The sequence below is a fragment of the Edaphobacter sp. FHG110511_03 genome, from assembly GCF_059115365.1.
In genome coordinates this window covers 1,450,760-1,475,961 of record NZ_JBZYWL010000001.1, presented here as the reverse complement: position 1 = coordinate 1,475,961, position 25,202 = coordinate 1,450,760, and the positions used below count along the sequence as shown (strand labels likewise).

Here is a 25,202-nt window from a genome sequence, read left to right as displayed (position 1 = left end):
GTAGAAGGAAGATTCATGAAGACCTCGGAGCAGAAGACGAAGTTTCCAGCGCCCATCTATCGCGATACCGTGCTGGCTCCGGTCTTTGCCGATGCGAAGCGGTACTTTCTGGAGCCGCTGCTGGAGATCGAGTACGCACATACGCTAATGCTCGCCCGCCAGAGAATCATGCCGGAGAACGAGGCCGTGGCCTGCCTATCGGCGCTCGACGGCCTGGATCGCGATGCGATTAAGACGGCAGAGTACGACGGAAGCTTTGAGGATCTCTTTTTCTATCTGGAGAAGAAACTTGCGGCGGCCTGCGGCGAAGAGGTTGCCGGAAAGATGCACACGGCGCGCAGCCGGAATGACATCGACCTTACGATGTATCGCATGGTCCTGCGCGGAAGGCTGATGCAGATGTTCGAATCCCTGCTGGGGTTGCGGAGCTTTCTGGTCGAGCTGGCATGGACGCATCGAGAGGCGTTGATGCCTGCGTATACGCATAATCAGCCGGCACAGCCGACGACGCTTGGCCACTACCTGATGGCTTATATCGAGATCCTGGAGCGCGATGCGGAGCGTATCCGTGAGAGCTACGTGCGGGTGAATTGCAGTCCGCTGGGAGCCTGCGCGATTACGACGACGGGATTTCCGATCGATCGAACTTTTACGGCGGAATTGCTTGGCTTTGACCGGCTGCAGATGAACTCGTACGGCGCGATTGCGGCGACGGATTATCTGGTGGAGAGCTGCGGAGTGCTGGCGACGGCGATGCTCAGCCTGGGAAGATTTACGCAGGATCTTTTGCTGTGGAGCACGGTGGAGTTCGGTTATCTGCGGCTGAGCGACGGTTATGTGCAGATCTCGAGCATCATGCCGCAGAAAAGGAATCCTGTTCCGCTCGAACATGTTCGCGTGCTGGCCAGTCGCGCGCTGGTGGAGGCGCAGGGTGTTGTGGGGAGTCTGCACAACACTCCCTTCGCCGATATGAATGACGCAGAAGACGACCTGCAACCACTGGTTTACACCGCCTTTGACGATGCAGAACGCAGCATTCGGCTGCTTACGGGGGCTCTCGGCGAGGCGGAGTTCAACACGTCGAGGATGGCGGCTGCTGCGGACGAAAATTTTCTTCCTGTCACGGAGCTGGCCGACACCCTGGTGCGTGCGACCGGCATGAGCTTTCACGCCGCACATGGAATTGTGAGCGGCGCTGTGCGTGAGCTGGATGGAGTGTACGATGCAGAGGCTATGACGACTATCATCGAGCGTGAGCTGAAGGGCGAATTCACGCTACCTCGCGATCAGATTCGAGGGGCGCTGAGTGCGAAGAACTTCGTTGCGGTGCGAAAGATTCCTGGCGGCCCGGCGGTGGAGGTTCTCGGTCCAGAGATTCTGCGTGCTCGGGATGCTGTATCGGGCGATGAAAGATGGATTCGCGAGAGAAGGCAGCGGCTTGCACACGCCCAAGATGCGATGAGGGGCGAGTGCGATAGGTTGACAGGGCGGCTGAATGAACGTTAAACACTCCCGGACGGCGCTCGCGGATGGAAAACCGGTGGAGCTGCAGCGGGGGCTTTCTACGTCGTCTGCGCTTGGCCTGAACGTGATCGGAATGGTTGGAGTGGGGCCGTTTGTCACGCTTCCACTCATCGTCGCCGCGATGGGCGGACCGCAGGCGATGCTGGGCTGGATCCTGGGCGCCGCGCTCTCGTTGTGCGATGGAATGGTGTGGAGCGAGCTAGGGACGACTTATCCCGAAGCCGGCGGATCGTACGCCTATCTGAAACATCTTTATGGTGAGCGTGGGCTGGGACGTGTCTTCTCGTTTCTTTATGCGTGGCAGATCCTCTTCAGCTCGCCGCTGTCGATCGCTTCGGGATGCATCGGGTTTTCGCAGTACGTGTCGTTCTTTTTTCCGCATTCGGGCAACCCATTCTTTTCCTCCAGATTCCTGGACGTCCCTATTGTGTTGAGCGGACAGACTCTCATTGCCATGGGAGCGTGCGCGCTAGCACTGGCGGTGCTTTATCGAAGCATTGTTTCAATCGACAAAATCGTTCGCTGGCTCGGCGTTGCGGTAGTGTTGACGCTGGTCTTCATCATCTTCGCAGGGTTTACTCATTTTAATTCGAAGATTGCTTTCAGTTTCCCCACGGGAGCCTTTCAGCTGAACACTGAGTTCTTCATGGGGCTTGGGGCGGGATTGCTGGTTGCGGCGTATGACTATGGCGGATATTACAGCGTCTGTTTCCTGGGTGCGGAGGTTCGCGATCCGCAGAAGACGATTCCCCGAGCCGTACTAGGATCGGTTGTGATTGTCGGCACGCTATACCTTCTGATGAACATCAGCGTGCTGGGCGTGCTGCCGTGGCAGGAGATGATGCACGACAACGGCAGCCATGCACGAATGTTCACCATGGCCGTGTTTATGGAGCGGCTCTACGGGCATGGGGCAGCGGGAGTGATTGTGGTGTTGATTGCAGTGGCAGCGCTGTGCTCGGTGTTTGCGTTGCTGCTCGGCCAGTCGCGAATCCCCTTTGCGGCTGCGCGCGATGGAAACTTTCCTGCCTGGTTTGGCGCGATCCATCCGAAGCTGCGAATGCCGCATCATGCCTTGCTGACACTGGGCACGATGACGATGATCTGCTGCATCTTCCGGCTGCAGGAGGTGATTACCGCCCTTGTCGTGATCCGCATCCTATTTCAGTTTTTGCTGCAAGGCCTGGCGGTGTTGCTGCCGAAGCATCGGCGAGAGCGGAAGGTGCGCGGGTATCGAATGCCGCTGTATCCCCTTCCCGCTTTACTCGCGCTTGCCGGATTCCTCTTCATTCTGTTTTCGCGAACGAATTTCTTTCGAGAGATCCGGACGGCTGGCGTGATTCTACTGGCCGGGCTCATTGTCTATGGAGTTCGCTTCCTGGGCGGCAGCCGTGGCAACAGCATTGCGACTCAACCAGAGGCTTGAGTCGCGATCGCTACTTCAACAGATCGCGGTAGTCTTCGCGGGTGGGTGTGAAGACGTCAAGAACCTCTGAGGGTTCAAGAGCGGACGCCTGATGTTCGACGCCTCCATCGACAATGAAGCTATCGCCTGCGTGAACATCGATGACCTTGCCAGCGATATCGACACGAATGGCTCCCTTGATGACATAGACGAGCTGATGATGCGGATGGCTGTGACGGGCGCCAACCCAGTCCGCCTCGAAAAAGTGGCGAATGAGCATGAGCTGGTCGGTGTTGGCGAGAACCTGCCGGCGCATACCGGGCTCGGGGGTGAAGGTCTTCGGGTCCTGGTTACGTATAAAGCTCATGCTGTTTTCCATGTCTTCAGTTTACGTCTTGAGTTGCGATTTAAAGATTAAGAGAGCGAACGGTCTGGCAGCTCGCCTTCTCATCGTCCCTCTATGGCTACGGCTTCGACGTATGTGGATAGTCGACGCGGATGGAGAGAATCTCGTACGGACTGATGTGCGCCGTAACTTTGTCCCCGGAGAGCGGGAGGGGTGAGCCTGTGGACCTCTCCATCAGGTTCGTCTCGGTTGCGGCCGTGGCTCCTGCAGGAACCGTGAATGTGACGTCGCCTTGCTTGCCGGCCCACTCAAATACGCGGAAGATCAGGCCATTATCGTCCTCGGCCTTCTTGACAGCTGTGAGGACGACGTTCTCAGGCGAGACCGAGGCGTAGGAGTGCGCGAGGGGAAGCGAGCCAGCATGGGGAACGACCTGCTGCGCGCGCAGCTCGTAGTTGTACTGGTAGCCGTGGCGCTCGGTGAGAGCCTGCTTCCAGGTTCCAGCATGCGGATAGAGGGCGTAGCTGAAGTGCTGATGGCCCTGATCCGCGTCCGGATCGGGCCATGTGGCCGAGCGCAGAAGCGTAAGCCGCAGCGAGTTGCCGACGGCATCGTAGCCATACTTCGCCTCGTTCAGCAGGCTGAAGCCGTGTTTGGAGTCGCCGAGGTCGGCCCAGCGCAGAGCGGGAACCTCGAACCGTGCCTTCTCCCAGGAGTTGTTGCGGGTTGTGGGACGCTCGATGCTTCCATAGGGAATCTCATAGGTCGCCATGGGGCCGGAGGCAGCAAGGGGAAAGGCTGCCTTGAGCAGAACGTGTTTCTCATGCCAATCGATGTCATTGATGATGTCGACGGTGTCCGTATCGGCGTAGAGCTGGATGTCCTGAACGAACTTCGAGCTCTGCCAGGTACGGGTTACGCGGATGACGGCACGCATCGGCCCCTTCTCAACCAGCTCGACAGAGTCGACCTTGTCGATGGGGGTCATGTGGTCAAAGGTGCCGGGATCGATGTTCCACGCATCGTAATCCTTCGGTAGATCGGCAAAGGTCTGGAGCTGATTGCCGCAGGCTCCTTTGGCCAGCGATTCGAACTTCGCCTTCTTGTCGTAGAGGCTGGTGATGCAGCCGTCTTTTGGATCGACCTCGACGCGAAGAAATTCATTCTCCATCTTCGTGTCGCTGGCTTTTAGATCGCTCTTGAAGGGTTTTTCCCCAGGAACAGCGTGCAGCACCTGATATCCCAGCGAAGGAACAGCGTGGGCCTGGACCAGCAGCTTGTAGGTTCCGGCCTTCTCATCGCTTGAGAGAATCTTCGTCGGCACCACCTTGTCGTGCTCGTCGAGCAGAGAGATACCGTTGTCGGAGTTGTTCGGCATCTGCACATTCACAGTCGTCACGCCGGTGTGTCCCCACGCCAGCGGATTGAAGACCAGGATGGGAACATCGCCCGCTGCTTTCGTGTTTACGTTTGCGGCGAGTGTGTGGAGCGCGTGAGAAGAGATCTCGTTGGTCTCGAGCCGCACCTGATCGAACTCGGCCTGGGCCTCTTTATAGATGATGCCGATTCCCGAGCCCGCGGCGAGATCGTGGAATCCGTTGAAGGCGATTTTCTTCCATGCATCCGTGAACTGGTCGTTGGGGTAGAGGCTGCCGTTGAGCCATGCGAGTGAGGCATACTTCTCCGCATTTATGGTCTGCTCTTCACTCTCGCGCATGTTGCGTTTGTGCTGGGCCTGCGTGGTGAATACGCCGCGATGGTACTCAAGGTACATCTCGTCGTCCCAGGTCGGAATACCGATCCTGCCGGCATCGGCTTTGGGCTCCTTGTAGCCCTTGGCGATGGAGGTGTAGTCCCAGGTGGATGAGCTGGGGGAGAGCTTCTGCTCGATGCCGGTGAAGTAGCTCTGGGCGGTGCCGAACTGAAGTTTCGGAACGATCATGCCATCCTTCGCCCAGTGGTTGCCTTCGTCGAGCATGGCGCGAGTTGGACCCCCGCCGTGATCGCCGATGCCATATAGATCCATCATCTGTTCCATGCCCGGTGAACGCTGACGAGCGGTCGCCAGGTCGGCGGAGAGACGGATGGGGTTCAGATTGTTATTGGCATAGTCGTGCGGGAAGTAGGTAAGAACCTTGCTGCCGTCAGGCGATTTCCACCAGAAGAGCTTGAAGGGCAGTTGGTTGGTGTCGTTCCAGGTCATCTTCTGGGTGACGAAGTAGTCTATGCCGGAACGCTTGTAGATCTGGGGAAGTTGCCAGTTGTAGCCGAAGGAGTCGGGATTCCAGCCGATGCGGACGTCGACGCCGTACTCCTTCTGGAACCAACGCTTGCCGATCAGCAGCGAGCGGACCTGCGATTCGCCGTCGGGCATGTTGAGGTCGGGCTCGACCCACATGCCGCCAACAATCTCCCATCGTCCTTCCTTGATGCGTTTCTTGATCTCGTTATTGATGGCCGGATACTTGTTGGCCATCCACTCGTTGTAGGCGGCTGCGGACTGCGTGTAGGTGTAGTCCGGGTACTCGTTCATCAATTGTAGGGCGGTGGAGAAGGTGCGCTTGACGACATCGACGGTCTCGGAGACCGGCCAGAGCCATGCTGCGTCGATGTGCGAGTTGCCGGTGAGATGGATCGTCGCCTGCTGCAAAACAGGCTTTAGGGTTTCAAGCTGCTCGCGGGCCGTATCGAGCGATGAGTCGAACTTCGGCTGATTGTTGGAGTCGAGCGCGGCGAGATCGACGGCACCAATGGATCGCTCGAGCGTAGCCATGTCCTGTTTGGGCTGCTTTGAGAGCGAGGGAAGAAGGACGGCGGTTGAGAGAAACTCAATTCTCAGGTCCGAGGGATTCGGACGTCCCTTGGCGAACTCGATGCGCGTGGAGACAGAGGAGAAGTTCTTCGTATCGACAGTCTGAAGAAGTTTTACAGCGACGAGAATTTTGTCGCCCGGCTTGGCCTGATCGAAGAGAACAATGGGTTCGAGATCATCGCCAAGCGCAACCCGGCGCCCATTGAAGTAAATAATCTCCGGCACGGGACCGTTGGCATTCGCGCGAAACTGGAACCAGATACGCGCACCCGTGAGGTCGTATCCATTCAGCGTCTTCGGCACCTCAATCAGGCGGCGGTACCAGACGGCCTCAACCGGGGCCTTGCTGTGCGGTTTCGCCTCGGGCCACGAGGAGTCGTTCAAAGCCGGGTCTTCGCCATGCGCCAGATCGCCGATGTGATAGCGCCACTCGTCACCGGGCAGGTTCTCGAACGAGGACAGGCGCTCGATGGTCTTCTGCGATTGCGGCGCAAGCGTATGCAGGATGTCTGAGACCTCTTTCGGCGACTGCGCATAGAGAGCGGGAGAGACAAAAGAAGTGAGAGCGAGCAATAGTTTTGCCGTGGTTCGCAACGCAGGAAGACGGAGGGGAACGATCAACGGATACGGCTCCTTGTTGGCGATTCTGCGTCGAATCTCGACGAGGTTTAGCAGTAAAGCCGAACAGTGGGAGTCTAACGCACTTTCGCCCTCCGGGCAGGGAGGGCGAAAGTGCAGTGCCTGCATATCCTGTGTGAAGTTTCAGCGCTTCAAAACCGATTCGAGATAGGTGAGTGCGCGAGGGTCGCCGGACTGGCCGAGCCAGAAGAAGGCGTCCTTGCGCACAGCGGGATTGGTGTTGGTCTCAGCGACGTGAATCAGCTGCGGAACACCCTCTTCTTTCGGAAGCTGACTTAAAGCGAAGACTGCCTTCTTCTTCACCTGCTGATCGGGGTCGTTCTCGATGGCGTTGGTGAGAGCCGCGCTAGCTTTCTTTCCCGCCTTCTGGGCGAGCCAGAAGATCGCCTGGCCGCGAACGCCCGGATTGCTGTCGGACTTCGCAAGTGCCAGCAAGTCGTCAGTCGCGGCAGGGTCATGGTTGATGGAGAGATCGAAGGCGAGTTTCTCGCGGAGCTTTGGGTCCTGCTCGCTGCGAACCAGCTTCTCGAGGGCAAGCAGGCCTTCATGACCGCGCGCCGCTCCGAGCCAGAAGGCGGCCTTTTCGCGCAGGTGAGTGGAGCTTGGCGGCGCAGCGAGTGTGGCGAGCTCAGAGGTCGCCGCAGGGGTGGCGTGTTGCGCCAACGTGACGAGTGCGCCTTCGCTGACTCGATTCTCCGTTGCGGACTGGCTTGCAAGCTGGGCGAGGAAGTGCACGCTATCCTCTGGCTGGACTCCCGTGAGCCACGTGAAAGGGACGCCTCCCGCATTCATTCGGCAACCCACGTTGGCTGGCCGCACCTTGGTTACGGAGCCATGATCGAGGCGAAGAAGGACATACATCCTGCCCGGCTCGGTCTTCTGGCTGGTCTGGGTCACACCGTCTCGTGACCCTTCGAGTTGAACTTCACCGCAGCATCCATCGTCAGACGATCCGTATGAATCGCCACATGAAGATGAATGGTTTCCTGGAACAGACGGAACTTCATATCCAATCCATAGCTGCTGGTTGGAGTGCTGAAATCGCGTCACCGTCGCGGACAGTCCTGAGCCCACAGACTCAGTGTTGAAATGCGTGTCGGAGACGCGCGGCTGCTGACCCGAGAAGGCGACAGCAGACGCACTGAGGACGAGAGCTATAGCGAGGTGGCTATTCACGGGACGTACCCTCCTTGTAGGGACGCTGCTACTTGTTGAGGATTTCCATCATGTAGTCGGTGGCTTCCTTGTTGTGCATGAGGCTCAGCTTGGAGACGATGGCCTGCTTCATCTCCGGGTTCTTCTCTGCTCGCGCGAGAGCGATAAGGTCATGCGCGTCGCCGGAGAGGAAGAGACCGTCGAGCGCCGCCTTCTTCGATTCGGCATCGGAGCTGTTCTGGTAGGTGGCGACCAGTGCCGGAGCAGCCGAGGCTCCTCCGCTCACTCCTAGGTTGCGGATGGCCTTGCGGCGCAACTCGGGATCCTGCTCGGTCTTCGCGATCTCGCCAAGCACTTCGGCTCCCTTCGGCCCTGATGCGACCAGCGAACCGATGATGGCGGACTTGACCTGAGTGTCCTTCGTGTCGTGGTAGAGCTGCGAGAGCGCGGAGGTGGCAGCCATGGCTCCAAGCTCCTGAACCGCGGTCCTGGAAAGCATAGCGTTCTGCTCGCTGCGCGCGGCTTCGATCAGTCTGTCCTGCGAGCCTGAGACCAGGTACGACTGCAGGATGGCACGCTTTACCGCTTCGTCCGCTGTATGTTGATAGACATCCGCAAGCGTTGCGGCCGACTGCTTGCCTTTGATGGCTGCATACATGCGAACGGCCCGAATCTGCAGCGCAGGATTCGATTGACCGCGCGCAATCTCTCCGATCAGCTTCTGCGCCTCCGGCGAATTGCTATTCGCCACCACAAAGAGAGCGCGCTCCTTGAGCTTCTCCGATCCGTTGCCGTTGAGGATCTGCTGGATCGCCGGCATGGCACGTGCCTCGTCCTGCTGCATCAGCGCATTGAGCGCCAGCAGCTTCAGCTCGTCGTCGCCCGTCGATTGCGGCGAGACCGGCTGTCCGCTCCGACCGCGAATCTCGATGCGAAGCGCGTCGCACTCTGTGATCCAGCGGCTCTGCGGGTATGTGTGGCCAAGGTCGGCGCAGGTCTCGAGAGCACGGGCCTGCTGGCCCTCCTTGTTCTGCGCATAGGCCTTCCAGTAGAGGGCGGCGTCGGAGCGATCGCTGTGCTGCGATGCGATCTTCGTGAAGATGGCTTCGGCGTCGGACCAGCGGCTTTCGTTGATGGCGCGGGTGCCATCCGCATAGGGATTACTTCCACGATCGTCGGCAGGCATCTCGTTGAGGAAGGCTGTGTCGGCGAAGACGGCAGGTTGAAGGCAGACCGCCGCGGGTGCGAAAAGTGTGGACGCAAAAAGTGCGGCCGGGAAGATCAAATTAGCTTTCATAAAATGGAGACCCCTTTCGTTGCTGCCGCGACGTTCTTCTTCGAATCGCCATCCTCCTGCACCCGGGAGCGGAGGACGCGGACCTCGAAGAGGAGGCCGTCGGTATTCATCTCTTTTTGCAGTTCATCGAGCTTCGCCTGTGAGAGACCGGCGGGCTGGTTCGAAACTTCGATCAGGACGCGCTCCAGATGATCGAGCGCACTGGCGAGGGCGGGATCGCCTGCCTGCTTTACGCTCTCGCGATACAGGCGATTGGTGGAGAGCAGGTCGCGGGCCTCGGCTTGCAGAGGAGCTTCGGTCGAGGGCCCGGCGTGCTTCAACTCGACCAGGAGCCGCTCGGAGCGGTCGAGATGGTCGCCAAGGACGACCAGCACGACTCGCTGTTTGCCCTGTTCGCCGTTCACGTTGTTCGCTAAGGAAGGCGTGCTGCGATGCTCCCACAGCCGTCCCGCAAAGAAGGCTGCTGCGATGACAAACAGGCAGGCTGCTGCGACAGCGAGTCCGCCGCTCCAGGAATGAAGCATGGGATGAAGCGCAAACCAGCTGCTTCTCTTGCGCGGAGCTTCTCGTGAGGCTTCGTAGACCGGCACGGAACTCCGTATGGACTGCCACACCTTTGCGCCGTAATCCGCATCACGAGTTGGAGCAGGAGCAGCCACGATCGCCGAGAGATCGCTCGTGAGTGAGGCGTAGTCCTTTGCGCAGCCGCTGCATTCGCGCAGGTGCGTATCGATTGCGGCCGGCGATTCGGATTCGCCGTAGTAATAGTCGATGAGTTCTTCTTCGTTCAAATGCTTCATGGGTTCACCCGGAGTGGAGCGAGGCTGCGGCGCAGCTTCTGTACGGCGCGAAAGACGGCCTGTTTGGCGGCGTTGGGAGCAATCTCGAGCGCAGCGGCAATCTCTGTAGTGGATCGATCCTCCATGTGACGGAGAATGAAGGCGGTGCGCTCGGTCGCGGTAAGGTTTCGCATCGCCGCGGCCTGAAGGGATTCGAGCTCGCGGCTGAGCAGCGTTCGCTCAGGGCCGGCCGAGGTATCGGCGACCTGCACCTGCTTTTGCGAGGGATCCGTCTCTTCACCGATCTGGTACGTTGCGTCGAGTTTGCGTTTGTTGATCATATTGAGTGCGCAATTTACGGCGATTCGATAGATCCAGGTTCCGAATTCAGATCGCGACTCGAAGCTCTGGAGCCGCTGGTAGCCGCGAAGGAAAGTCTCCTGAACCACCTCGTCCGCGTCGGCCTCGTCGCCGGTAATGCGGAAGGCGACGCGAAAGACATTCTGGCTATGGCGGGCAACGAGCGTGCCATAGGCCTCTTTGTCTCCGCCCAGTACCGTCCGGACCGTCGCGTGGTCGTTGACTTCCATTCAGCGCATTAGACAAGGAAACAGCTGCGCGGTTAGGAAGTTTTTTTCGAGAGTGGTAGACTCCGCTCGGGTCCTGACGTTCAGGCTTCGGCTGAGCACCGAAAGCTTCCCCTCAATCCGTATGACCGGCAAGTAGAAACAATCCAAAAAACGAAGCCGGAGCGAAGAACCGGTTATGGAAAAAAGAGATACGCGCTGCCAGATGTTGCGTTGCATCTTCGTGCTGGCTCTGGTCCATACCACTGTCTTTGCGGCTTCCCAGACACCCTCTCCGGCCTCACCGGGAGCCGGATCCTCCAATCCATCTGCGACTTCCTCCCCTCCGCCTGCCGCGCCGGTTCTTCCGCCTGATCCGTTTGGACGCGAGACACCGCACGGTTCCGTGCTGGGCTTTCTGCGCGCCGCCGGGAGCCAGGATTACGCCCGAGCCGCGGCGTATCTTGACGGCAAGCGTTCGGAGCATGCATCGGAGGAGTTGGCGCAAAAGCTGAAGTATCTGCTGGATCTCGGCACCTCGACCGACATCGGCGCGATCTCCCGCTCTCCGCAAGGGAATGTCGAAGACCGGCTGCGCGTCTCGCGAGAGAAGGTCGGTACCATCCGAATACCTACCGGCGATCTCGATATCCTGCTCGATCGCATCGAGCGCCCGAATCAGACGCCGATCTGGCTGTTTTCGCAGGAGACTCTCAAGCGCGTACCGGCAGCCTATGCCAGCGTGCAACACCGGGACCTGGCGCATTACTTTCCCGCATGGATGTCGCGGTTCCGGCTGCTCGCGGTTCCGTTGTGGCGATGGGCCCTCATTCTCGTCTCCCTGGCCATAATGCTGCTGCTTGCAAGAGTGCTGACACGGGCCCTGATCTGGGCATTGAAGACCGTGTTTCACAAGCGGATGACGCCAGGCATCCAGGCATCCATAACGGCATTGCGCGGTCCCGTCTTCGGCCTGATGCTTGCAGCCACCATCAGGGTAGGAGCCGGCTACGCCCTTACTGCCCTGAGCCGGAATTACTGGGAGGCTGCCGGCACCACGATTGCGCTTGCCAGCGGAGCGTGGCTGTTGATGAGGTTAAGCGATATCTTCGCATCCTTTACCTGCCACCACCTGGCGAGCCAGATGCAGGTTGAGCGCATGACCTTAGTCGGCCTGCTCTCAAGACTTTTCAAGATCCTGGTTGGCATCATCCTGGCAATCCTGCTGCTGCGGAATGCGGGGGTCAACGTATCGGCGCTGGTGGCAGGCCTTGGCATCGGCGGCATCGCGCTGGCCCTGGCCGCGCAAAAGACGCTCGCGGATCTCTTCGGTGGAATCTCGGTTGTCATGCGGGGTGCGGTCCGAGTGGGCGACTACTGCACCGTGGCCGGAAAGTCAGGCACGGTCGAGGAGATCGGCATCAGCGCGCTGCGGCTGAGGACGCTCGATCGGTCCGTGGTGTCGATTCCGAATTCCAGGGTCGCGGAGGCGGAGCTGGAGAACTTCTCGATGCGCGACGAATTCTGGATCCACCAGGTCTTCACGCTGAGATTCGATACGCCTCACACGGTCACGCAGATGGTGCTGAAAGAGATTCTCGCCGTGCTCAGGTCAAGGAAGGATATCGAATCTGCATCGGCTCGGGCGCGGCTGATTCAGCTCACCACCTCGGGGCCGCAGATCGAGGTATTCGCTTATTTTCGGAGACCCGGAAGCGACTATCCGCAATTTCTCGCGGAGCAGGAGAAGGTCATCCTGGAGATGATGCGTGTGGTCGAAGAGGCGGGGACCAGCATGGCTGCACCCATCGGAGTCATCCGTTTGAACGAAGAACATTCGAAAGGCCTGCAGGAGCAGAGGACCATAGAACGCATCCCGGTTGACACCGCGGACCACGGACTATAGGGTTTAGCCCGGAAGTAACCGCTTACGAACTTTCATTTATGGAGAATTGGAAAGATCCTATGAGTTTTGTCCGAGCAACGAAAACCATCCTCACGGACAGCCACTTTCTGGTACCGTTCTTCGTCCTTCTGGCGGGTGTGGTGCTACTAGTCGTGCTGCACTAAAGGTCAAAGCTGGGATGAGGAGAACGAGTGGCAAGCGTGGTGGAGAAATCGAAACATCAGAATCTGTCGCTGCACGGGCTAGGGGTTATCTGCGGACTGACGGCAGGAGTATGGCTGGGCGCGGCTGAGGCTCCTACAAAGCTGGTGAATACGGGGCTGTCACCGTTCGCAGTCTCGTTGTGCATGGTGGCGGGAGTTTTTACGGCTCGGTGGACTTTCCCCACCCTGCTCAAAGGCACAGGCTACGTCTTTACAGACCTCATGGAGAAGAAGCACCTGATCGTGTGGGCGCTTCTGGCCGGAGCTCTGTGGGCGGTGGCGAATACCCTGACGGTCTTCGCGATCCGGGATGTGGGACTGGCGGTCGCGTTCCCGCTCTGGAATGCAAACTCGTTGATCGGGCTGCTCTGGGGACGCGTGCTCTTCAAGGAGCTTGAAGGAGCGAACGCCGGCAACATCAGCAAGGTGGTTCTGGGAACCATCGCCATCGTCATCGCCGCAGTCATGCTGGGATTTAGCACGCTTCATGGGCAGACAGCCGCGGGACAACACGCCGTGCGCGGCATTCTGGCTGCGGCGGGCGCGAGCCTGATGTGGGGAACCATGTATGTCCCGTATCGCAAGGCGTACATCAGCGGCATGAATCCGCTCTCGTTCGTCACGGCCTTCACCGTCGGCGAGCTGGGAACCGTTCTCGGCCTGACGCTGGCACTGGACGGCGGAATCCATTCACCATCCTTCGCGCTGTTTCATCAGCCGGGGCTGGTGTTCTGGCTCTTTCTTGGTGGATTCGTGTGGGTGATCGGGGATCTGTTCCAACAGTTCGCGGCGAAGTACCTGGGCATCGGCCGCGGGATTCCTTTATCCAATACCAATCAACTCTGGGGACTGGCGTGGGGCGCCCTGGTGTTCGGCGAGCTTGCTGGAGCGGATTCGCGGCACCGGTTGCTGGTGATAGGCGGCTCGCTGATCATGATCCTCGGAGCGATGGCGATCGGGACGGCGGTGGCCTCGGCTCGCGAGCAGACCTCGAACAACGAAGCGGTGCTGCGGGAGTGCGACCGCTACGGGCTAGATTACAACCGCACTCTGGCCGCACAGGCCGGGGACGAATTTGGCGGCCGCGATGAGCGCCGGCGCTGGTGGGACTACGCGATTGTTCTGGCAGCGACGGGAGTCTTCGTATGGCTGGGCACAAAGGCGATTGTTCCTCCCCTGGAGATGGACATGCGCTGGGTCGCCGGGCTGGGCCTGCTGCTTGCGGTGAGTCTGGTGGTGGGAAGCTGGACGCTGTGGCGCAGGACCAGATTTTCCTGATGATTCGGTGGTTTCACCTGCGAGATCGTTTTCGATCTGGAAAATCGCTGTAGGATGGTGCTGTTATGGCAGTCAGACTGAAGGACATTGCACGGGACCTTGGTGTGTCGGTCGTCACCGTCTCGAAGGTGCTACGAGGCAACAGTGACATCGGCGAGGAGACTCGAAAGCGCGTGCTGAAGCGCATGAAGGAGCTGAACTACCAGCCCAACATGCTGGCGCGCGGCCTGGCGAGCGGAAAAACCTACACTGTCGGCCTCGTCGTTCCGGACCTGGTCCATCCATTCTTTGCGGAGTTCGCCAAGTCGCTGAGCGGCGTTCTGCGGAAGAGCAATCGTGCCGTGATTCTCGCCTCTTCGGAGGAAGATCCTGAGATCGAGCGGCAGGAGATCCGAACGCTGTTGCGGCGCGGCATTGACGTTCTGCTGATCGCTTCCTGCCAGCCGAACCTGCGCAACTTCTATGAGCTGGGCGACAAGCGGACGCCTTACCTGCTCTTCGATCGCAACTTCCCTCACCTGGCCGCGCACTTCGTGGGCTCGAACGACCTGATGGTGGGCGAGATGGCGACCGGGCATCTGATCGAGATTGGTCGCAAGCGCATCGCGCATATCGCCGGGAAGAACACCAGTCCTTCCTATGAGCGTCTGCGCGGCTTTCGCAACACCATGGCCGAGCATCGCCTGCCGATTCCAGACGATTACGTCATCGTGTGCGACCACACGGAGGAGCGCGGCGATAAGGTGGGTTACGACGCGATGCAGCGACTCCTGGCGCTGAAGGAGCGGCCGGATGCGATCTTCTGCTACAACGACCTGACTGCGATTGGAGCCATCCAGGCGACGATTGCCGCCGGATTGCGGGTCCCGGAGGACATCGCCATTATTGGCTGCGGCAACATGCCCTACAACGACTACCTGAGGGTTCCGCTCAGTTCGGTCGATCACGGCACGACCGAGCTGGGACGCATCGCCGGCGAGCTGGCGCTCGAGCTAGTCAATAGCCCGGAGCAGCCGCCGAAGAGTATTCTGGTGCCCCCAACCCTGGCGGTGCGTGCTTCCACCTCCGTGAGTTGAGAGTGAACCTCCGGAGGATGCCGGCGAATGAGCAAGGTACGAGTTCTGGTTGGCACACGCAAGGGCGCGTTCGTCCTTACAGCAGATGGCAAGCGGGAGAGCTGGGAGGTCAGCGGACCTCACTTCGCGGGGTGGGAGATCTACCACCTGAAGGGATCGCCTGCCGATCCCAACCGCATCTTTGCCTCGCAGGCCAGCGGGTGGTTCGGGCAGGTGATTCAACGCTCCGACGACGGCGGCGCAACCTGGGAACCGGCGGGGAACAAATTCACCTACGAGGGCGTTCCAGGCACGCACCAGTGGTATGACGGGACGCCGCATCCGTGGGAGTTCAAGCGGGTGTGGCATCTGGAGCCCTCGTTGACGAACCCGGAGATCGTGTATGCGGGAGCGGAAGACGCTGCCCTGTTCCGCTCGAGCGACGGCGGCCAGAACTGGGAGGAGCTGTCCGGCCTGCGGAAACACGGCTCCGGACCGCACTGGCAGCCGGGGGCCGGAGGCATGTGCCTGCATACGATCCTTCTCGATCCAAGCAATGCCGAGCGAATGTATATCGCCATCTCTGCAGCCGGAGCCTTTCGCACCGATGACGGCGGCAAGAGCTGGAAACCGATCAACCGTGGCCTGCGGTCGGAGTTCATTCCCGATCCGGAGGCGGAGGTGGGCCACTGCGTCCATCACATTGCTATGCACCCGGAGCGGCCGGGCGTGCTGTTCATGCAGAAGCACTGGGACGTGATGCGGTCCGACGACGCGGGTGACTCGTGGACGGAGGTGAGCGGGAACCTTCCCACCGACTTCGGTTTCGCGATCGACGTTCATGCCCATGAGCCGGAGACGATTTACGTGGTTCCGATCAAGAGCGACAGCGAGCACTTCCCTCTGGACGGCAAGCTTCGCGTCTACCGCAGCCGCTCTGGCGGCAACGAGTGGGAGCCGCTGACGAAGGGGCTTCCGCAGGAGAACTGCTACGTCAACGTACTGCGCGATGCCATGGCCGTCGACACGCTCGACCAATGCGGCGTGTACTTCGGCACCACGGGCGGCCAGGTCTATATGTCCCCGGATGCGGGAGAGAGCTGGAAGCCGATCGTGCGCGACCTTCCGGCAGTGCTCTCGGTCGAGGTGCAGACGCTTTCATGATGATTCGAGTACTACTGCCCGCGCATCTTCGGGTGCTGGCGCGGGTGCAGGGCGAAGTCACGGTAGACGCCGAAGCGGCGACGGTATGCTCGATCCTCGACGCGGTTGAGGCGCGTTACCCGATGCTCGAGGGGACGATTCGCGATCATACGACGAAGGAGCGGCGGCCCTTTCTTCGCTTCTTTGCGTGCGAGCAGGATCTCTCGCATCAATCGCCGGACACTCCACTACCCGGGGCTGTGGCATCCGGCAAGGAGCCATTGCTGGTCATCGGGGCGGTTGCAGGCGGATAGCCCACCCCCCCGTCGTTTTTGCGCAAAGTCTTCCATCTATTAGGTTTAGATTTGGACCAGATATCCCAAAGACTGCAGAAGTCCTGATTTACCGGGTTGATCTTTGTAAAGTATTAATTCTAAAGGAGAAGGCCCGATCCTTGGGACCGGGCCTTCTTTCTTACTCTCTGCATTAATCATAGCGGATTGAGTAGAACTAAACGGCAACGTTGTTCTCGTTTGCTTTGTTTGAGTTGCATGGTTTCGGAGATTGACAGAGAACCGAGCTCCCTCTCACCGCGTTAGCCTGTCGTGATCAGGTTGTCGTCTTTGGGGTTGGGCTCAACCGTAATGTCTTTGTACTCGTCGAAGAGACCGGCGTTGTGCATCTGGAGAGCGAAGGGGCCAGGGCGTCCGGCGGCGGGGTTGTTGAAGGAGAGAACCTCGATGGCCTTGCTTTCGGGCGGCTGGGCTACGGCCATGCGAGCAGTTCCCTTCGTGGCGTCGACGAGGATCTCGACGCGGCTCCATGCATGAGGGTCGAAGTGAGTCTTGGTGACGGTTGTGAAGTTGGAGCCGCTGTTGTTTTGTCCGGGGCGGTAGTCCCAGTGGCCACCGTTGGGGACCTGAAACTGAATTCCTCCGAGGGCGTCGAGCGGCTTCTCATTGGGTGCGGGGCGGGTGCAGAAGACGAGGACGCAGGCCTGGTGATCGGGTGAGCCGGAGACGTGGCGCATGGTGAAGAGGATGCGGTAGCGGGTGAGGTCCTGGGCGGTGTAGATGACTCCACGACCGGAACCGGTGCTGGCCATAGCGCCCTCTTTTACAGTCCAGCCCGTGGTGGAGCTCTTCTGTATCTCAGGAAAGGCGTCTTCGAGCAGAAGCTTGTTGAGGCGGGCGAGATTCTGGCCGGTTGGGTTCTGGTGGAGGAGCTGTTCGGTCTCGGGGCTCAGAGTAACGCCAGCGAAGCGCGCTTTGTCGTAGAGAGACGAGCCGGAGATGAGCTGGTTGAGCTGTTTGACTAGCGCAGAGAGTGTGGCTTTGGCGTTGGGGCTGGAGGGGGAATATGAAGCGAGGTCGGTGCGCAGGGACTCGTCGAGTTGGGAGCGGAGAAAGGTGGAGAGTGGTGTGGCTGGGGTGGCGAGGCGGGCGATGAAGGCGGGCTGATCGGTGATGGCTCCGGCAGAGAGCGAGGTGGCGGAGTTTTCGATCTGCAGCCAGCCATCGAGGGTGCGGCCGTTGAAGAGGAGGAGCTGCTCAGCGAAGGAGCGCTCGCTGAGCGCGAGACCAGCGATGGTGGATCTTGCGATGAGGGAGGCAAAGCTGCGGCGGGTGAGATGCGGCATTGCGGGAGTTTAGCTGGAGCGGGATTGTATGTCTTGCGGATTTCACATGCTGTGATGAACTGCGGTTCGCAGCTTCGCTCAAATGATCCCGAATCTCAGTCGAGATATGGAGCGATCAATCCGCTCCTTGCAGCGTCAACCACTTGCCCCGGTAGTAGTACAGGAACACCGACGCATGTTCGCCGCCCGATTCGATGCCCTGATGGTCAATCGGCGGCGGCTTTGGTCCACCATAAGCCCGGTAGTGATCGAGGATGGATTTTCGGTCAACCGCTCGAATATACCAATCGAAAGTTCTGTGGGGATCGTCAGAAAACTTATCGAATACCAGCGGGTTCGTGGTCTTGCCGTTCCAGAAGACGAGAAGACTTGTGGAGCCCTGCGTTGAACACAGCACAGCCCAATCGGTCTGCCCCGGCTTAGCGAATTCTCCCCGGATTACGTTCTCTTTCTGGTCCGTAGATGGCTGCGGAATTGTGCATCCGCGGCGTTCCAATTCCGTGATCAAGTTCTTCGGCAATTCCGGGAATGCTGCTGGTGGGATCCGACGGATCGGATACGTAAGCTGAGACGACGGTTGACTCATGGCTTGTGCGGCTATCGGGAGTGGCAGAACGCAGAGGAGCGCGGCGGCGAGTGCAGTGACGGCAAGAGGAGCGACGCCAGGTTTCATCGTTCACCATCATTGCACTTGCCGCACGATCCCGGCATGCCGCCGTCGAATCCTTGAAGAGAGCGGAAATGACAGGATTGTGGGAATTGGATTCGCCGCCACGCTATGTATTCCGAGGTTGATGCCCTACTTCACTCCCTTGGCTGGATCCCAAGAACCTTGTTCCTTGCGGACGAAGACGATCTGGCCGATGTGGTAGGCGTTGTGAGCTCCGATGTGGGCGATGGTGGAGGCGTTTTCGGCGATTTTTTTGTCGTCGGCGGACTCGACGGCTTTTTCCCAGTCGGTCATGACCTGATCGAACTGCTTGACGAGGTCGTTCCACTGCTCAGAAGTGAAGTTGTTGAAGGTCTCTTCATTGTTGCCGTCGAATTTGGGGTTTTTTTCGCCGTTGAACTGCCTAAGAGAGCGCTTGTTCCAGAAGACGAGGTGATAGGTGAGCTGGCCGACGGAGTGGTTGCCCTTGCCGTCGGTCCAACGAGCCTGCTCGGCGGTGAGACCGTGGATGGCGGTGTTTCCGGAGGCGAACCAGTCCTGGGCGTCGTGGGTGGTGTGGAGCTGCTCGAGAAGGACGCCCTTGAGAGTGGTGGGCGGCGGCTTGGGTGCGGGGGTCTGGGCGGTGGCGGCGAGGGAGGAAAGGCAGAGAGCGAGACTGAGGCTTTGAATCCTTTTCATGTGAGATGGAACCTCCTCGGAAGAAACAGCGGACTAATTTGTAGTGTCTGAACGCCTGCCAGTTTAGGAGGAGAAAAGAGCTGCTGGCGCGCATTCGGCGCTTTTCCGGCGGAGATTGTGACGAATGGCCGCGAATAAGGGGTTAGGGGACCAGCGGGATCGAGAGAGATAACAGGGATGAACAAGTTCGTCGAAGAAATCCTCGACAAACGGTGCCATGCTGAGCGGATGAGACGACTTCTCCGCTGGCCTGCGTTTATGCGTTCCGTTGCGATTGTGATGATGTGCTTTCTGGCCGCTTTTGCGGCGATGGAGGGGAGAGCCCAGAACAATCCGGAGTGGACGGAGCCTTTTCCTCCGCACAAGATTATGGGCAACCTGTACTACGTGGGCGGCAAGGACCTGGCGGCGTTTCTGGTGGTGACGCCGGAGGGGAACATCCTGATCAACAGCAACCTGGAGAGCTCGGTTCCGCAGATCAAGGCGAGTATCGAGAAACTGGGGTTCCGGTTCAGCGATACGAAGATTCTGCTGATCAGCCATGCGCACCTGGACCACGATGCGGGAAGCGCCACACTGAAGCGGCTGACCGGAGCGAAGTACATGGTGATGGATGCCGATGTTCCGGTGGTGGAGGATGGGGGCAGGAGCGACTTCGCCTATGGACGGGAGAAGGAATGGAGCTATAAACCAGCCACGGTGGACAGGGTTCTGCACGATGGCGATGAGGTGAAGCTGGGAGGAGCGGTACTGGTAGCTCACAAGACCGCGGGTCACACGCGGGGGTGCACGACGTGGACGATGAAGGTCACCGATAACGGGAAAACATACGATGCGGTGATCGTCGGGAGCCCGAATGTGAATTCGGGATACAGGCTGGCCGGCAAGCCGAGCTATCCAGGGATCGTCGCGGACTACGAACGGACCTTCCGGACTCTCAAGGCATTGCACTGCGATATCTTTCTAGGGGCCCATGGCGGCTACTACGGCATGACTGACAAGTATGCCCGCCTAAAAGCCGGGGACCAAAGAGCCTTTGTCGATCCGGCAGGCTATGCGAGCTATGTTGCTGAAAGAGAAGCGGCTTTTCGCAAGGAATTGGCAAACAACAGCAACTGAGTGCTCCGGCAAAAGGGTTTTAAGGTCCCTCTTCCAGCCGGGAAAAAAATCGCTCGAATTGCCATCTTTTAACTTGCTATTCGGTATAAGGACGTCTTATAGTTACCGCTAACTTTAAGCTAGTGCCTGGAGGAATGAGATGGCCGCGACAACGATTGCACAGAATGATCCCTTGCATAAGGACATGGAAGACTGGGACGAGTTTCTGAAGGGTCGCTACCAGGAGGGCAAGAGCCAGGAAGAGTTTCGTCAGTATGACGAGACGGCTACTCCGGGAGTGGCGGAGTTTTACCGTCTGAATCATCAACACCAGAGCTTCGATTACGTGATGGCGAAGGAGAAGGAGTACTTCAGCCTGAAGAAGGGCACGAAGACGATCTGGGAGGCGGCGGAGTTTCTGAACACGCTGGTGGACGACAGCGATCCGGACACGGACCTTACGCAGATCGAGCATCTTCTGCAGACATCGGAGGCGATCCGGGCGGATGGGCATCCGCGATGGTTTGTTTTGACGGGCTTCATTCACGACCTGGGCAAGGTGCTGTGCCTGTATGGTGAGCCGCAGTGGGGCGTGGTGGGGGATACGTTTCCGGTGGGATGCGCGTACTCGGACCAGATCGTGTTTCCGGAGTACTTCAAGGCGAACCCGGATTACAACCACCCGGTGTACAGCACGACGAACGGGATCTATGAGCCGAACTGCGGCCTGGATAACGTTCACATGTCGTTCGGGCATGACGGCTACATCTACGAGGTGATGAAGCCGTATCTGCCGGATTCCTCGCTTGCGATGCTACGGTATCACTCGTTCTACGCGTGGCACCGCCATGGAGCGTATCAGCACCTGATGAACGAGAAGGACAAAGAGAGTCTGCACTGGGTGAACAAGTTCAACCCGTACGACCTGTATTCCAAGGGCCATACGAAGCCTAACCTGAAAGAGTTGAAGCCTTACTATGACGATCTGTTCGCGGAGTTCTTCCCGGAAAAGATCGCCTGGTAAGGACGCGTTCGAAACGTTGTCCGAGAAGGTCGTTTTTGAAGCCCCGGAGTCTCATGGACTCCGGGGCTTTTCTGTTTACGTCTGAAGAACTTTTTGGCGAGAGTTACCGGTTATTCATGAGGGTTTTACATGGGACGTTCATCATGTTTTCATACGCTCATTTTCGGGATTTCTGATTTCCCAAATGGGAATAAGTTTCCGCTAACATTCACGAAATTTAATTCATAACTTATTTATTTTCTGTCAATTGGAGATGAATCCTCCAATTCTTTACGTTATCGGTACCGTTCGGTTATTTCGATTGACAGCGCTGAAGCGCAATCAGTAGTGTTTGTGCCGGTCCAGAAAAAACAGGAACCACCGTTCTTTGCGCGAGCAGAGGACAGGGAAAGCTCAAACCCGGCAAGTGAAACAACTAACGGGCAAACAGACGATGCAAGAGAGGCACATTTCATGAAAAACCTATTCGAGTATGCATACGCCGCTGCAAAGAGGCGTCGATTATCTCCCAGACGTTGTGAGCAAGAGACCTTGAAGACATCTGCCGGAACGAGAGGTTGGCTTGCCTTGGTAACAGCGGTGGTCCTGATGCTGAGCGGGGCTTCGGCGTTCGCGCAGTTTGAGTCAGCTTCGGTGCTGGGGTATGTCCATGACGCCTCGGGCGCGGCGGTGGCGAACAGCACGGTGACGCTGACGAACACGGCTACCGGGATTCAGCAGACAAAGAGCACGGATAACGAGGGCAAGTACGAGTTTGCGAGCGTACAGATCGGCAATTACACCATTACAGCCGAGGCTCAGGGCTTCAGCCGTACTTTGACAGAGACCTTCGCCGTGCAGACGAACGCTCGTCAGCGTGTCGATGTATCGCTGAAGGCCGGCTCGGTCTCCGAAGAGGTGACGGTGACCTCGGCGGCGCAGCTTCTGGATACGGAGACGAGCTCGCACTCGACGGTGATCGGCACCAAGCAGGTTGAGGATCTTCCGCTGAACGGACGCTCCTATGCGGACCTGGTTCTGCTGGTTCCGGGCGCGCGCAAGTCGCTGCTGGAGACCAATGGAACATCGAGTCGCGAGGGCTCATTCAACATCAACGGCCTCCGCTCGGCGTTCAACAACTATATGCTGGACGGTCTGGACAACAACAACTACGGCACGTCTAACCAGGGCTTTGCGAACGAAAACATTCCTCCTTCGCCGGACGCGATCAGCGAGTTCCGGGTAGAGACGAACAACTATTCAGCTGAGTATGGGCGCGTCCCGGGAGCAGTGATCAACGCGTCGGTGCGTCGCGGAACGAACCAGTTCCACGGGCGCGCATGGAACTACGATCGCAACACGATCTTCAACGCAATCGGACCGTTTCTAGCCCCCGGCGCAACAAAGCCGAAATTTATCCAGAACCAGTTCGGCGCAACGTTCGGTGGACCGATCTGGAAGGATCACACCTTCTTCTTCGCAGACTACGAGGGCCTCCGTCGTATCTTCAACAATCCCAGTGCTGCGTCAACCCTGCCGACGACGAATCAGCGGAATGGATTGTTTTACTTCAATGACAATGCGTCGATCCCTACGAACGCGATTCCATTGAAGAACCCTGTTACCGGCAAGAACTATGTCGGCGCGATTCCGCGTGGCGACATGACTCCGTTCGCGCGCGCGGTGCTGGATGCGCTTCCGCAGCCCAACGTGCCAGGGCGCATCGGGAGCAACTATGCGATTACGCCACGCGGGACGATCAACGATGACAAGGGCGATGCCCGTGTCGACCATACCTTCAGCGAACATTTGACGATCTTTGGACGCTACAGCGAGCACCGTCAGGCGCTCTTTGATCCTCCGGGAATCCCTGGACCCGCAGGCGGCAACTCCAACGGCAACGTGAATATTCAGAACCGCAACATCGCCGGTGGTGCGACGTGGACGATCTCGGCCAACAAGCTGCTCGACATTCGCTTTGGATGGTCGCGCAACCTTGGCGGCAAGTTCCCGATCGGACAGGGTCAGCCCTCGCTGCTGGTAGCAAACGGCATCACGGATGGCCTTCCGACCGATCCGCTCGTAGTGCGTACACTGAACGCGCAGTCGGTAACGGGCTACTCGCAGTTTGGAGCGCAGTCGTCGAACCCGCAGTTCCAGAACCCAACGATCTATAACCCGAAGGCGAACTTCACCTGGATCAAGAGCAAACACTCGATGAAGTTCGGCTACGAGTGGCAGGGTGTCAATACCGAGTTGAATGACTTCAACCCGAGCTATGGTCAGGACAACTATGCGGGTGTCTTTGCGGGCAATGGAGATATCGCAAATTCGAACCGTACCAGCACCGACTCATCGTCCAGCTATGCGGCGCAGCTGCAGGCGGCACGGAACCTTGCGGACTTCATGTTCGGCAACCGCTCCTCGTACTCGCTGACGACGTATGCGATTGTGCACCTGCGGCAGCGGTACAACTTCATGTACTTCCAGGATGACTTCAAAATCTCGCCCAAGCTGACGGTCAACGCCGGTCTGCGGTATGAGATCGTCACCCCTCAGTACGAGAAAGACAACCGGCTGGCTAACTTCGATCCCAACACCAACTCGCTGATCTTGGCTCGGAGCGGCGGCGTTTACAGCCGTTCGCTGGTGAACACGCCACTCAACAACTTTGCTCCGCGCCTTGGCTTTGCATACTCTGCGACAGACAAGACCGTGCTGCGCGGCGGTTACGGAATTGTCTACAACCAGTGGAACCGGGCAGGTGGCGAGAACAACCTGACGTACAACGGTCCCAGTGTAGTCAATGCAAGCATCACGCAGGGAACTTCGGCGGCGAGTGCTCCTTCACCGTCCACCGTGTGCGTCAATGATACCCAGGTACAGGCGAACTGCTTCCGTCAGACCCAGCAAGGGTATGCAGCCAACCTCACCTCACCGGCGTACTTCAATCCGCTGAATGTGCTGTCTCGCTACATTCCACGCAACTTCCAGACCGGCTATGTACAGCAGTATCAGATCGGCGTTCAGCAACAGTTGCCTCACGGCATTGTTGCGGACATTGCTTATGTCGGAAACAAGTCGACGCATCTGCAGGTGCTTGCGGACTATAACCAGGCGACGCCTTGCATTGCAGCCAGCGGATGCGGAACCCTGCAGTCGCGGCGACCTGTCTCACAATTTGCCGGGATTGAGATCGCTTATGGTGCGGGCTCGGCAAACTACAACTCGCTGCAGTTCAAGCTGGAGAAACGTGCTTCGAAGGGGCTTTACCTGCTGAACTCGTTCACGTGGAGCCGCTACTTCGACATCTCTTCGGGCCACCTGGAGACGGCGAATGGCGACAACTCGCGCGTGAATTATGCGAACCCGAGCCGCGACTACGGTCCGGGCGGATACGATCAGCCGCTGGCTGATACGCTCTCGATCGTGTATGACCTTCCTTATGGTCATGGGCAGCACTGGGGCGGCTCGTCGGGACGCATGATGAATACGCTCGTGGGCGGATGGCAGCTTACGCTGATCAACACCATGACCAGCGGCACGCCGATCAACGTCACCTATACGCTGTCGTCTTCGTCGCCACTGTACGTCTCCGACCTAGTCACCTACCGTCCAAGCAATCTGACCGGTGGCCGGATCAAAGGAGCTTCGTCGGGACGCGTAAAGACGGCCACTTCACTGAACAATTACCTCATTGGAACGAGCCTCTCCAACCCCACGACGAATCCGTGGGGCAACGTGAGCCGGAACTCCCTCCGTTCGGACGCTTTCTACCAGGCTGATCTTGGCCTGCATAAGGCGTTCCCGCTGTGGAACGAAAGCTCGAAGTTCGACTTCCGCGCAGAGGCGTTCAACGTGCTGAACAAGGTGAATTACTTGCCGTCATCCAACAGCAACTTGAGCAACTTTGGAAACTCGAGCTTCGGGCAGATTACGAGCTCGTTCCCGGCACGTCAACTTCAACTCGCAGCGAAGATCATCTTCTAAGCGACTGCAACCTGCT

Annotated in this window: 19 protein-coding genes; 10 read left to right on the top strand and 9 right to left on the bottom strand. The window is 58.7% G+C overall.

What is annotated here, in order from left to right:
- Window positions 1-15 precede the first annotated feature (15 nt).
- Both argH and AC5S26_RS05915 read left to right on the top strand, forming a co-directional pair.
- The gene (argH, locus tag AC5S26_RS05920; protein ID WP_494183924.1) at window positions 16-1,506 is read left to right on the top strand and encodes an argininosuccinate lyase; all 1,491 of its coding nucleotides are present in this window, start codon (window positions 16-18) and stop codon (window positions 1,504-1,506) included.
- A complete protein-coding gene (locus AC5S26_RS05915; protein ID WP_494183923.1) occupies window positions 1,496-2,950 on the top strand; it encodes an APC family permease in 1,455 nt (484 codons plus the stop codon). Before argH ends, AC5S26_RS05915 begins: the two co-directional genes overlap by 11 nt.
- 10 nt (window positions 2,951-2,960) lie before the next feature.
- Here AC5S26_RS05915 and AC5S26_RS05910 read toward each other — a convergent pair whose 3' ends face one another.
- The 6 genes from AC5S26_RS05910 to AC5S26_RS05885 all read right to left on the bottom strand — a co-directional run bounded on the left by AC5S26_RS05910 (window position 2,961) and on the right by AC5S26_RS05885 (window position 10,547).
- On the bottom strand, window positions 2,961-3,296 hold the full coding sequence (locus AC5S26_RS05910; RefSeq protein WP_494183922.1) for a cupin domain-containing protein: 336 nt from the start codon (window positions 3,294-3,296) through the stop codon (window positions 2,961-2,963).
- Between the two features lie 97 nt (window positions 3,297-3,393).
- Window positions 3,394-6,708, bottom strand: a complete 3,315-nt coding sequence (locus AC5S26_RS05905; protein ID WP_494183921.1) for an alpha-mannosidase — start codon at window positions 6,706-6,708, stop codon at window positions 3,394-3,396.
- A 141-nt stretch (window positions 6,709-6,849) separates the two neighbouring features.
- Window positions 6,850-7,902 carry a HEAT repeat domain-containing protein gene (locus AC5S26_RS05900; protein WP_494183920.1) on the bottom strand — a complete coding sequence of 351 codons (1,053 nt, stop codon included), beginning with the start codon at window positions 7,900-7,902 and terminating at the stop codon, window positions 6,850-6,852.
- Between the two features lie 28 nt (window positions 7,903-7,930).
- Window positions 7,931-9,178 (bottom strand): HEAT repeat domain-containing protein, encoded by a 1,248-nt coding sequence (locus tag AC5S26_RS05895; protein WP_494183919.1) that lies wholly within the window; start codon window positions 9,176-9,178, stop codon window positions 7,931-7,933.
- Complete coding sequence (locus AC5S26_RS05890) at window positions 9,175-9,978, bottom strand: hypothetical protein (protein ID WP_494183918.1); 804 nt, start codon at window positions 9,976-9,978, stop codon at window positions 9,175-9,177. The genes AC5S26_RS05895 and AC5S26_RS05890 overlap by 4 nt, the downstream gene beginning before the upstream one ends.
- The gene (locus AC5S26_RS05885; protein ID WP_494183917.1) at window positions 9,975-10,547 is read right to left on the bottom strand and encodes an RNA polymerase sigma factor; all 573 of its coding nucleotides are present in this window, start codon (window positions 10,545-10,547) and stop codon (window positions 9,975-9,977) included. The genes AC5S26_RS05890 and AC5S26_RS05885 overlap by 4 nt, the downstream gene beginning before the upstream one ends.
- A 202-nt stretch (window positions 10,548-10,749) precedes the next feature.
- On the opposite strand from AC5S26_RS05885, the gene AC5S26_RS05880 reads away from it, so the two are divergent.
- From AC5S26_RS05880 to AC5S26_RS05860, 5 genes are all read left to right on the top strand, one after another.
- Window positions 10,750-12,429 (top strand): mechanosensitive ion channel family protein, encoded by a 1,680-nt coding sequence (locus AC5S26_RS05880; protein ID WP_494183916.1) that lies wholly within the window; start codon window positions 10,750-10,752, stop codon window positions 12,427-12,429.
- Window positions 12,430-12,620: 191 nt separating this feature from the next.
- Complete coding sequence (locus tag AC5S26_RS05875; protein ID WP_494183915.1) at window positions 12,621-13,910, top strand: EamA/RhaT family transporter; 1,290 nt, start codon at window positions 12,621-12,623, stop codon at window positions 13,908-13,910.
- Window positions 13,911-13,975: 65 nt separating this feature from the next.
- The gene (locus AC5S26_RS05870; protein ID WP_494183914.1) at window positions 13,976-14,986 is read left to right on the top strand and encodes a LacI family DNA-binding transcriptional regulator; all 1,011 of its coding nucleotides are present in this window, start codon (window positions 13,976-13,978) and stop codon (window positions 14,984-14,986) included.
- Window positions 14,987-15,013: 27 nt separating this feature from the next.
- On the top strand, window positions 15,014-16,129 hold the full coding sequence (locus AC5S26_RS05865; protein WP_494183913.1) for a WD40/YVTN/BNR-like repeat-containing protein: 1,116 nt from the start codon (window positions 15,014-15,016) through the stop codon (window positions 16,127-16,129).
- Entirely contained in the window at window positions 16,126-16,422 is a 297-nt protein-coding gene (locus tag AC5S26_RS05860; RefSeq protein WP_494183912.1) for a MoaD/ThiS family protein, read from the top strand. Before AC5S26_RS05865 ends, AC5S26_RS05860 begins: the two co-directional genes overlap by 4 nt.
- A 281-nt stretch (window positions 16,423-16,703) precedes the next feature.
- On the opposite strand, the gene AC5S26_RS05855 is transcribed toward AC5S26_RS05860, so the two are convergent.
- The 3 genes from AC5S26_RS05855 to AC5S26_RS05845 form a co-directional block, all read right to left on the bottom strand.
- Window positions 16,704-17,747: a 3-keto-alpha-glucoside-1,2-lyase-like domain-containing protein gene (locus AC5S26_RS05855; RefSeq protein ID WP_494183911.1), complete on the bottom strand. Its 1,044-nt coding sequence runs from the start codon at window positions 17,745-17,747 to the stop codon at window positions 16,704-16,706.
- A gap of 115 nt (window positions 17,748-17,862) precedes the next feature.
- Window positions 17,863-18,420, bottom strand: coding sequence for a hypothetical protein (locus AC5S26_RS05850; RefSeq protein WP_494183910.1), 558 nt, complete (start codon window positions 18,418-18,420; stop codon window positions 17,863-17,865).
- A 126-nt stretch (window positions 18,421-18,546) separates the two neighbouring features.
- The gene (locus AC5S26_RS05845) at window positions 18,547-19,095 is read right to left on the bottom strand and encodes a DinB family protein (protein ID WP_494183909.1); all 549 of its coding nucleotides are present in this window, start codon (window positions 19,093-19,095) and stop codon (window positions 18,547-18,549) included.
- Window positions 19,096-19,374: 279 nt separating this feature from the next.
- Here AC5S26_RS05845 and bla point away from each other — a divergent pair, with 279 nt between their 5' ends.
- The 3 genes from bla (at window position 19,375) to AC5S26_RS05830 (ending at window position 25,186) form a co-directional block, all read left to right on the top strand.
- Complete coding sequence (gene bla / locus AC5S26_RS05840) at window positions 19,375-20,214, top strand: subclass B3 metallo-beta-lactamase (protein WP_494184610.1); 840 nt, start codon at window positions 19,375-19,377, stop codon at window positions 20,212-20,214.
- Between the two features lie 139 nt (window positions 20,215-20,353).
- The gene (locus AC5S26_RS05835; protein WP_494183908.1) at window positions 20,354-21,217 is read left to right on the top strand and encodes an inositol oxygenase family protein; all 864 of its coding nucleotides are present in this window, start codon (window positions 20,354-20,356) and stop codon (window positions 21,215-21,217) included.
- Window positions 21,218-21,748: 531 nt separating this feature from the next.
- Window positions 21,749-25,186: a TonB-dependent receptor gene (locus AC5S26_RS05830; RefSeq protein WP_494183907.1), complete on the top strand. Its 3,438-nt coding sequence runs from the start codon at window positions 21,749-21,751 to the stop codon at window positions 25,184-25,186.
- The last annotated feature ends 16 nt before the right edge of the window (window positions 25,187-25,202 follow it).

What these genes read in the sequence shown, in the direction of transcription:
- AC5S26_RS05885 (WP_494183917.1), bottom strand. Translation starts at nt 10,547, where the DNA reads ATGGAAGTCAACGACCACGCGACGGTCCGGACGGTACTGGGCGGAGAC.
- AC5S26_RS05860 (WP_494183912.1), top strand. Translation starts at nt 16,126, where the DNA reads ATGATGATTCGAGTACTACTGCCCGCGCATCTTCGGGTGCTGGCGCGG.
- AC5S26_RS05910 (WP_494183922.1), bottom strand. Translation starts at nt 3,296, where the DNA reads ATGAGCTTTATACGTAACCAGGACCCGAAGACCTTCACCCCCGAGCCC.
- bla (WP_494184610.1), top strand. Translation starts at nt 19,375, where the DNA reads ATGATGTGCTTTCTGGCCGCTTTTGCGGCGATGGAGGGGAGAGCCCAG.
- AC5S26_RS05880 (WP_494183916.1), top strand. Translation starts at nt 10,750, where the DNA reads ATGTTGCGTTGCATCTTCGTGCTGGCTCTGGTCCATACCACTGTCTTT.
- AC5S26_RS05890 (WP_494183918.1), bottom strand. Translation starts at nt 9,978, where the DNA reads ATGAAGCATTTGAACGAAGAAGAACTCATCGACTATTACTACGGCGAA.
- AC5S26_RS05835 (WP_494183908.1), top strand. Translation starts at nt 20,354, where the DNA reads ATGGCCGCGACAACGATTGCACAGAATGATCCCTTGCATAAGGACATG.
- AC5S26_RS05850 (WP_494183910.1), bottom strand. Translation starts at nt 18,420, where the DNA reads ATGAAACCTGGCGTCGCTCCTCTTGCCGTCACTGCACTCGCCGCCGCG.
- AC5S26_RS05865 (WP_494183913.1), top strand. Translation starts at nt 15,014, where the DNA reads ATGAGCAAGGTACGAGTTCTGGTTGGCACACGCAAGGGCGCGTTCGTC.
- AC5S26_RS05915 (WP_494183923.1), top strand. Translation starts at nt 1,496, where the DNA reads ATGAACGTTAAACACTCCCGGACGGCGCTCGCGGATGGAAAACCGGTG.
- AC5S26_RS05855 (WP_494183911.1), bottom strand. Translation starts at nt 17,747, where the DNA reads ATGCCGCATCTCACCCGCCGCAGCTTTGCCTCCCTCATCGCAAGATCC.
- AC5S26_RS05845 (WP_494183909.1), bottom strand. Translation starts at nt 19,095, where the DNA reads ATGAAAAGGATTCAAAGCCTCAGTCTCGCTCTCTGCCTTTCCTCCCTC.
- AC5S26_RS05895 (WP_494183919.1), bottom strand. Translation starts at nt 9,178, where the DNA reads ATGAAAGCTAATTTGATCTTCCCGGCCGCACTTTTTGCGTCCACACTT.
- AC5S26_RS05870 (WP_494183914.1), top strand. Translation starts at nt 13,976, where the DNA reads ATGGCAGTCAGACTGAAGGACATTGCACGGGACCTTGGTGTGTCGGTC.
- argH (WP_494183924.1), top strand. Translation starts at nt 16, where the DNA reads ATGAAGACCTCGGAGCAGAAGACGAAGTTTCCAGCGCCCATCTATCGC.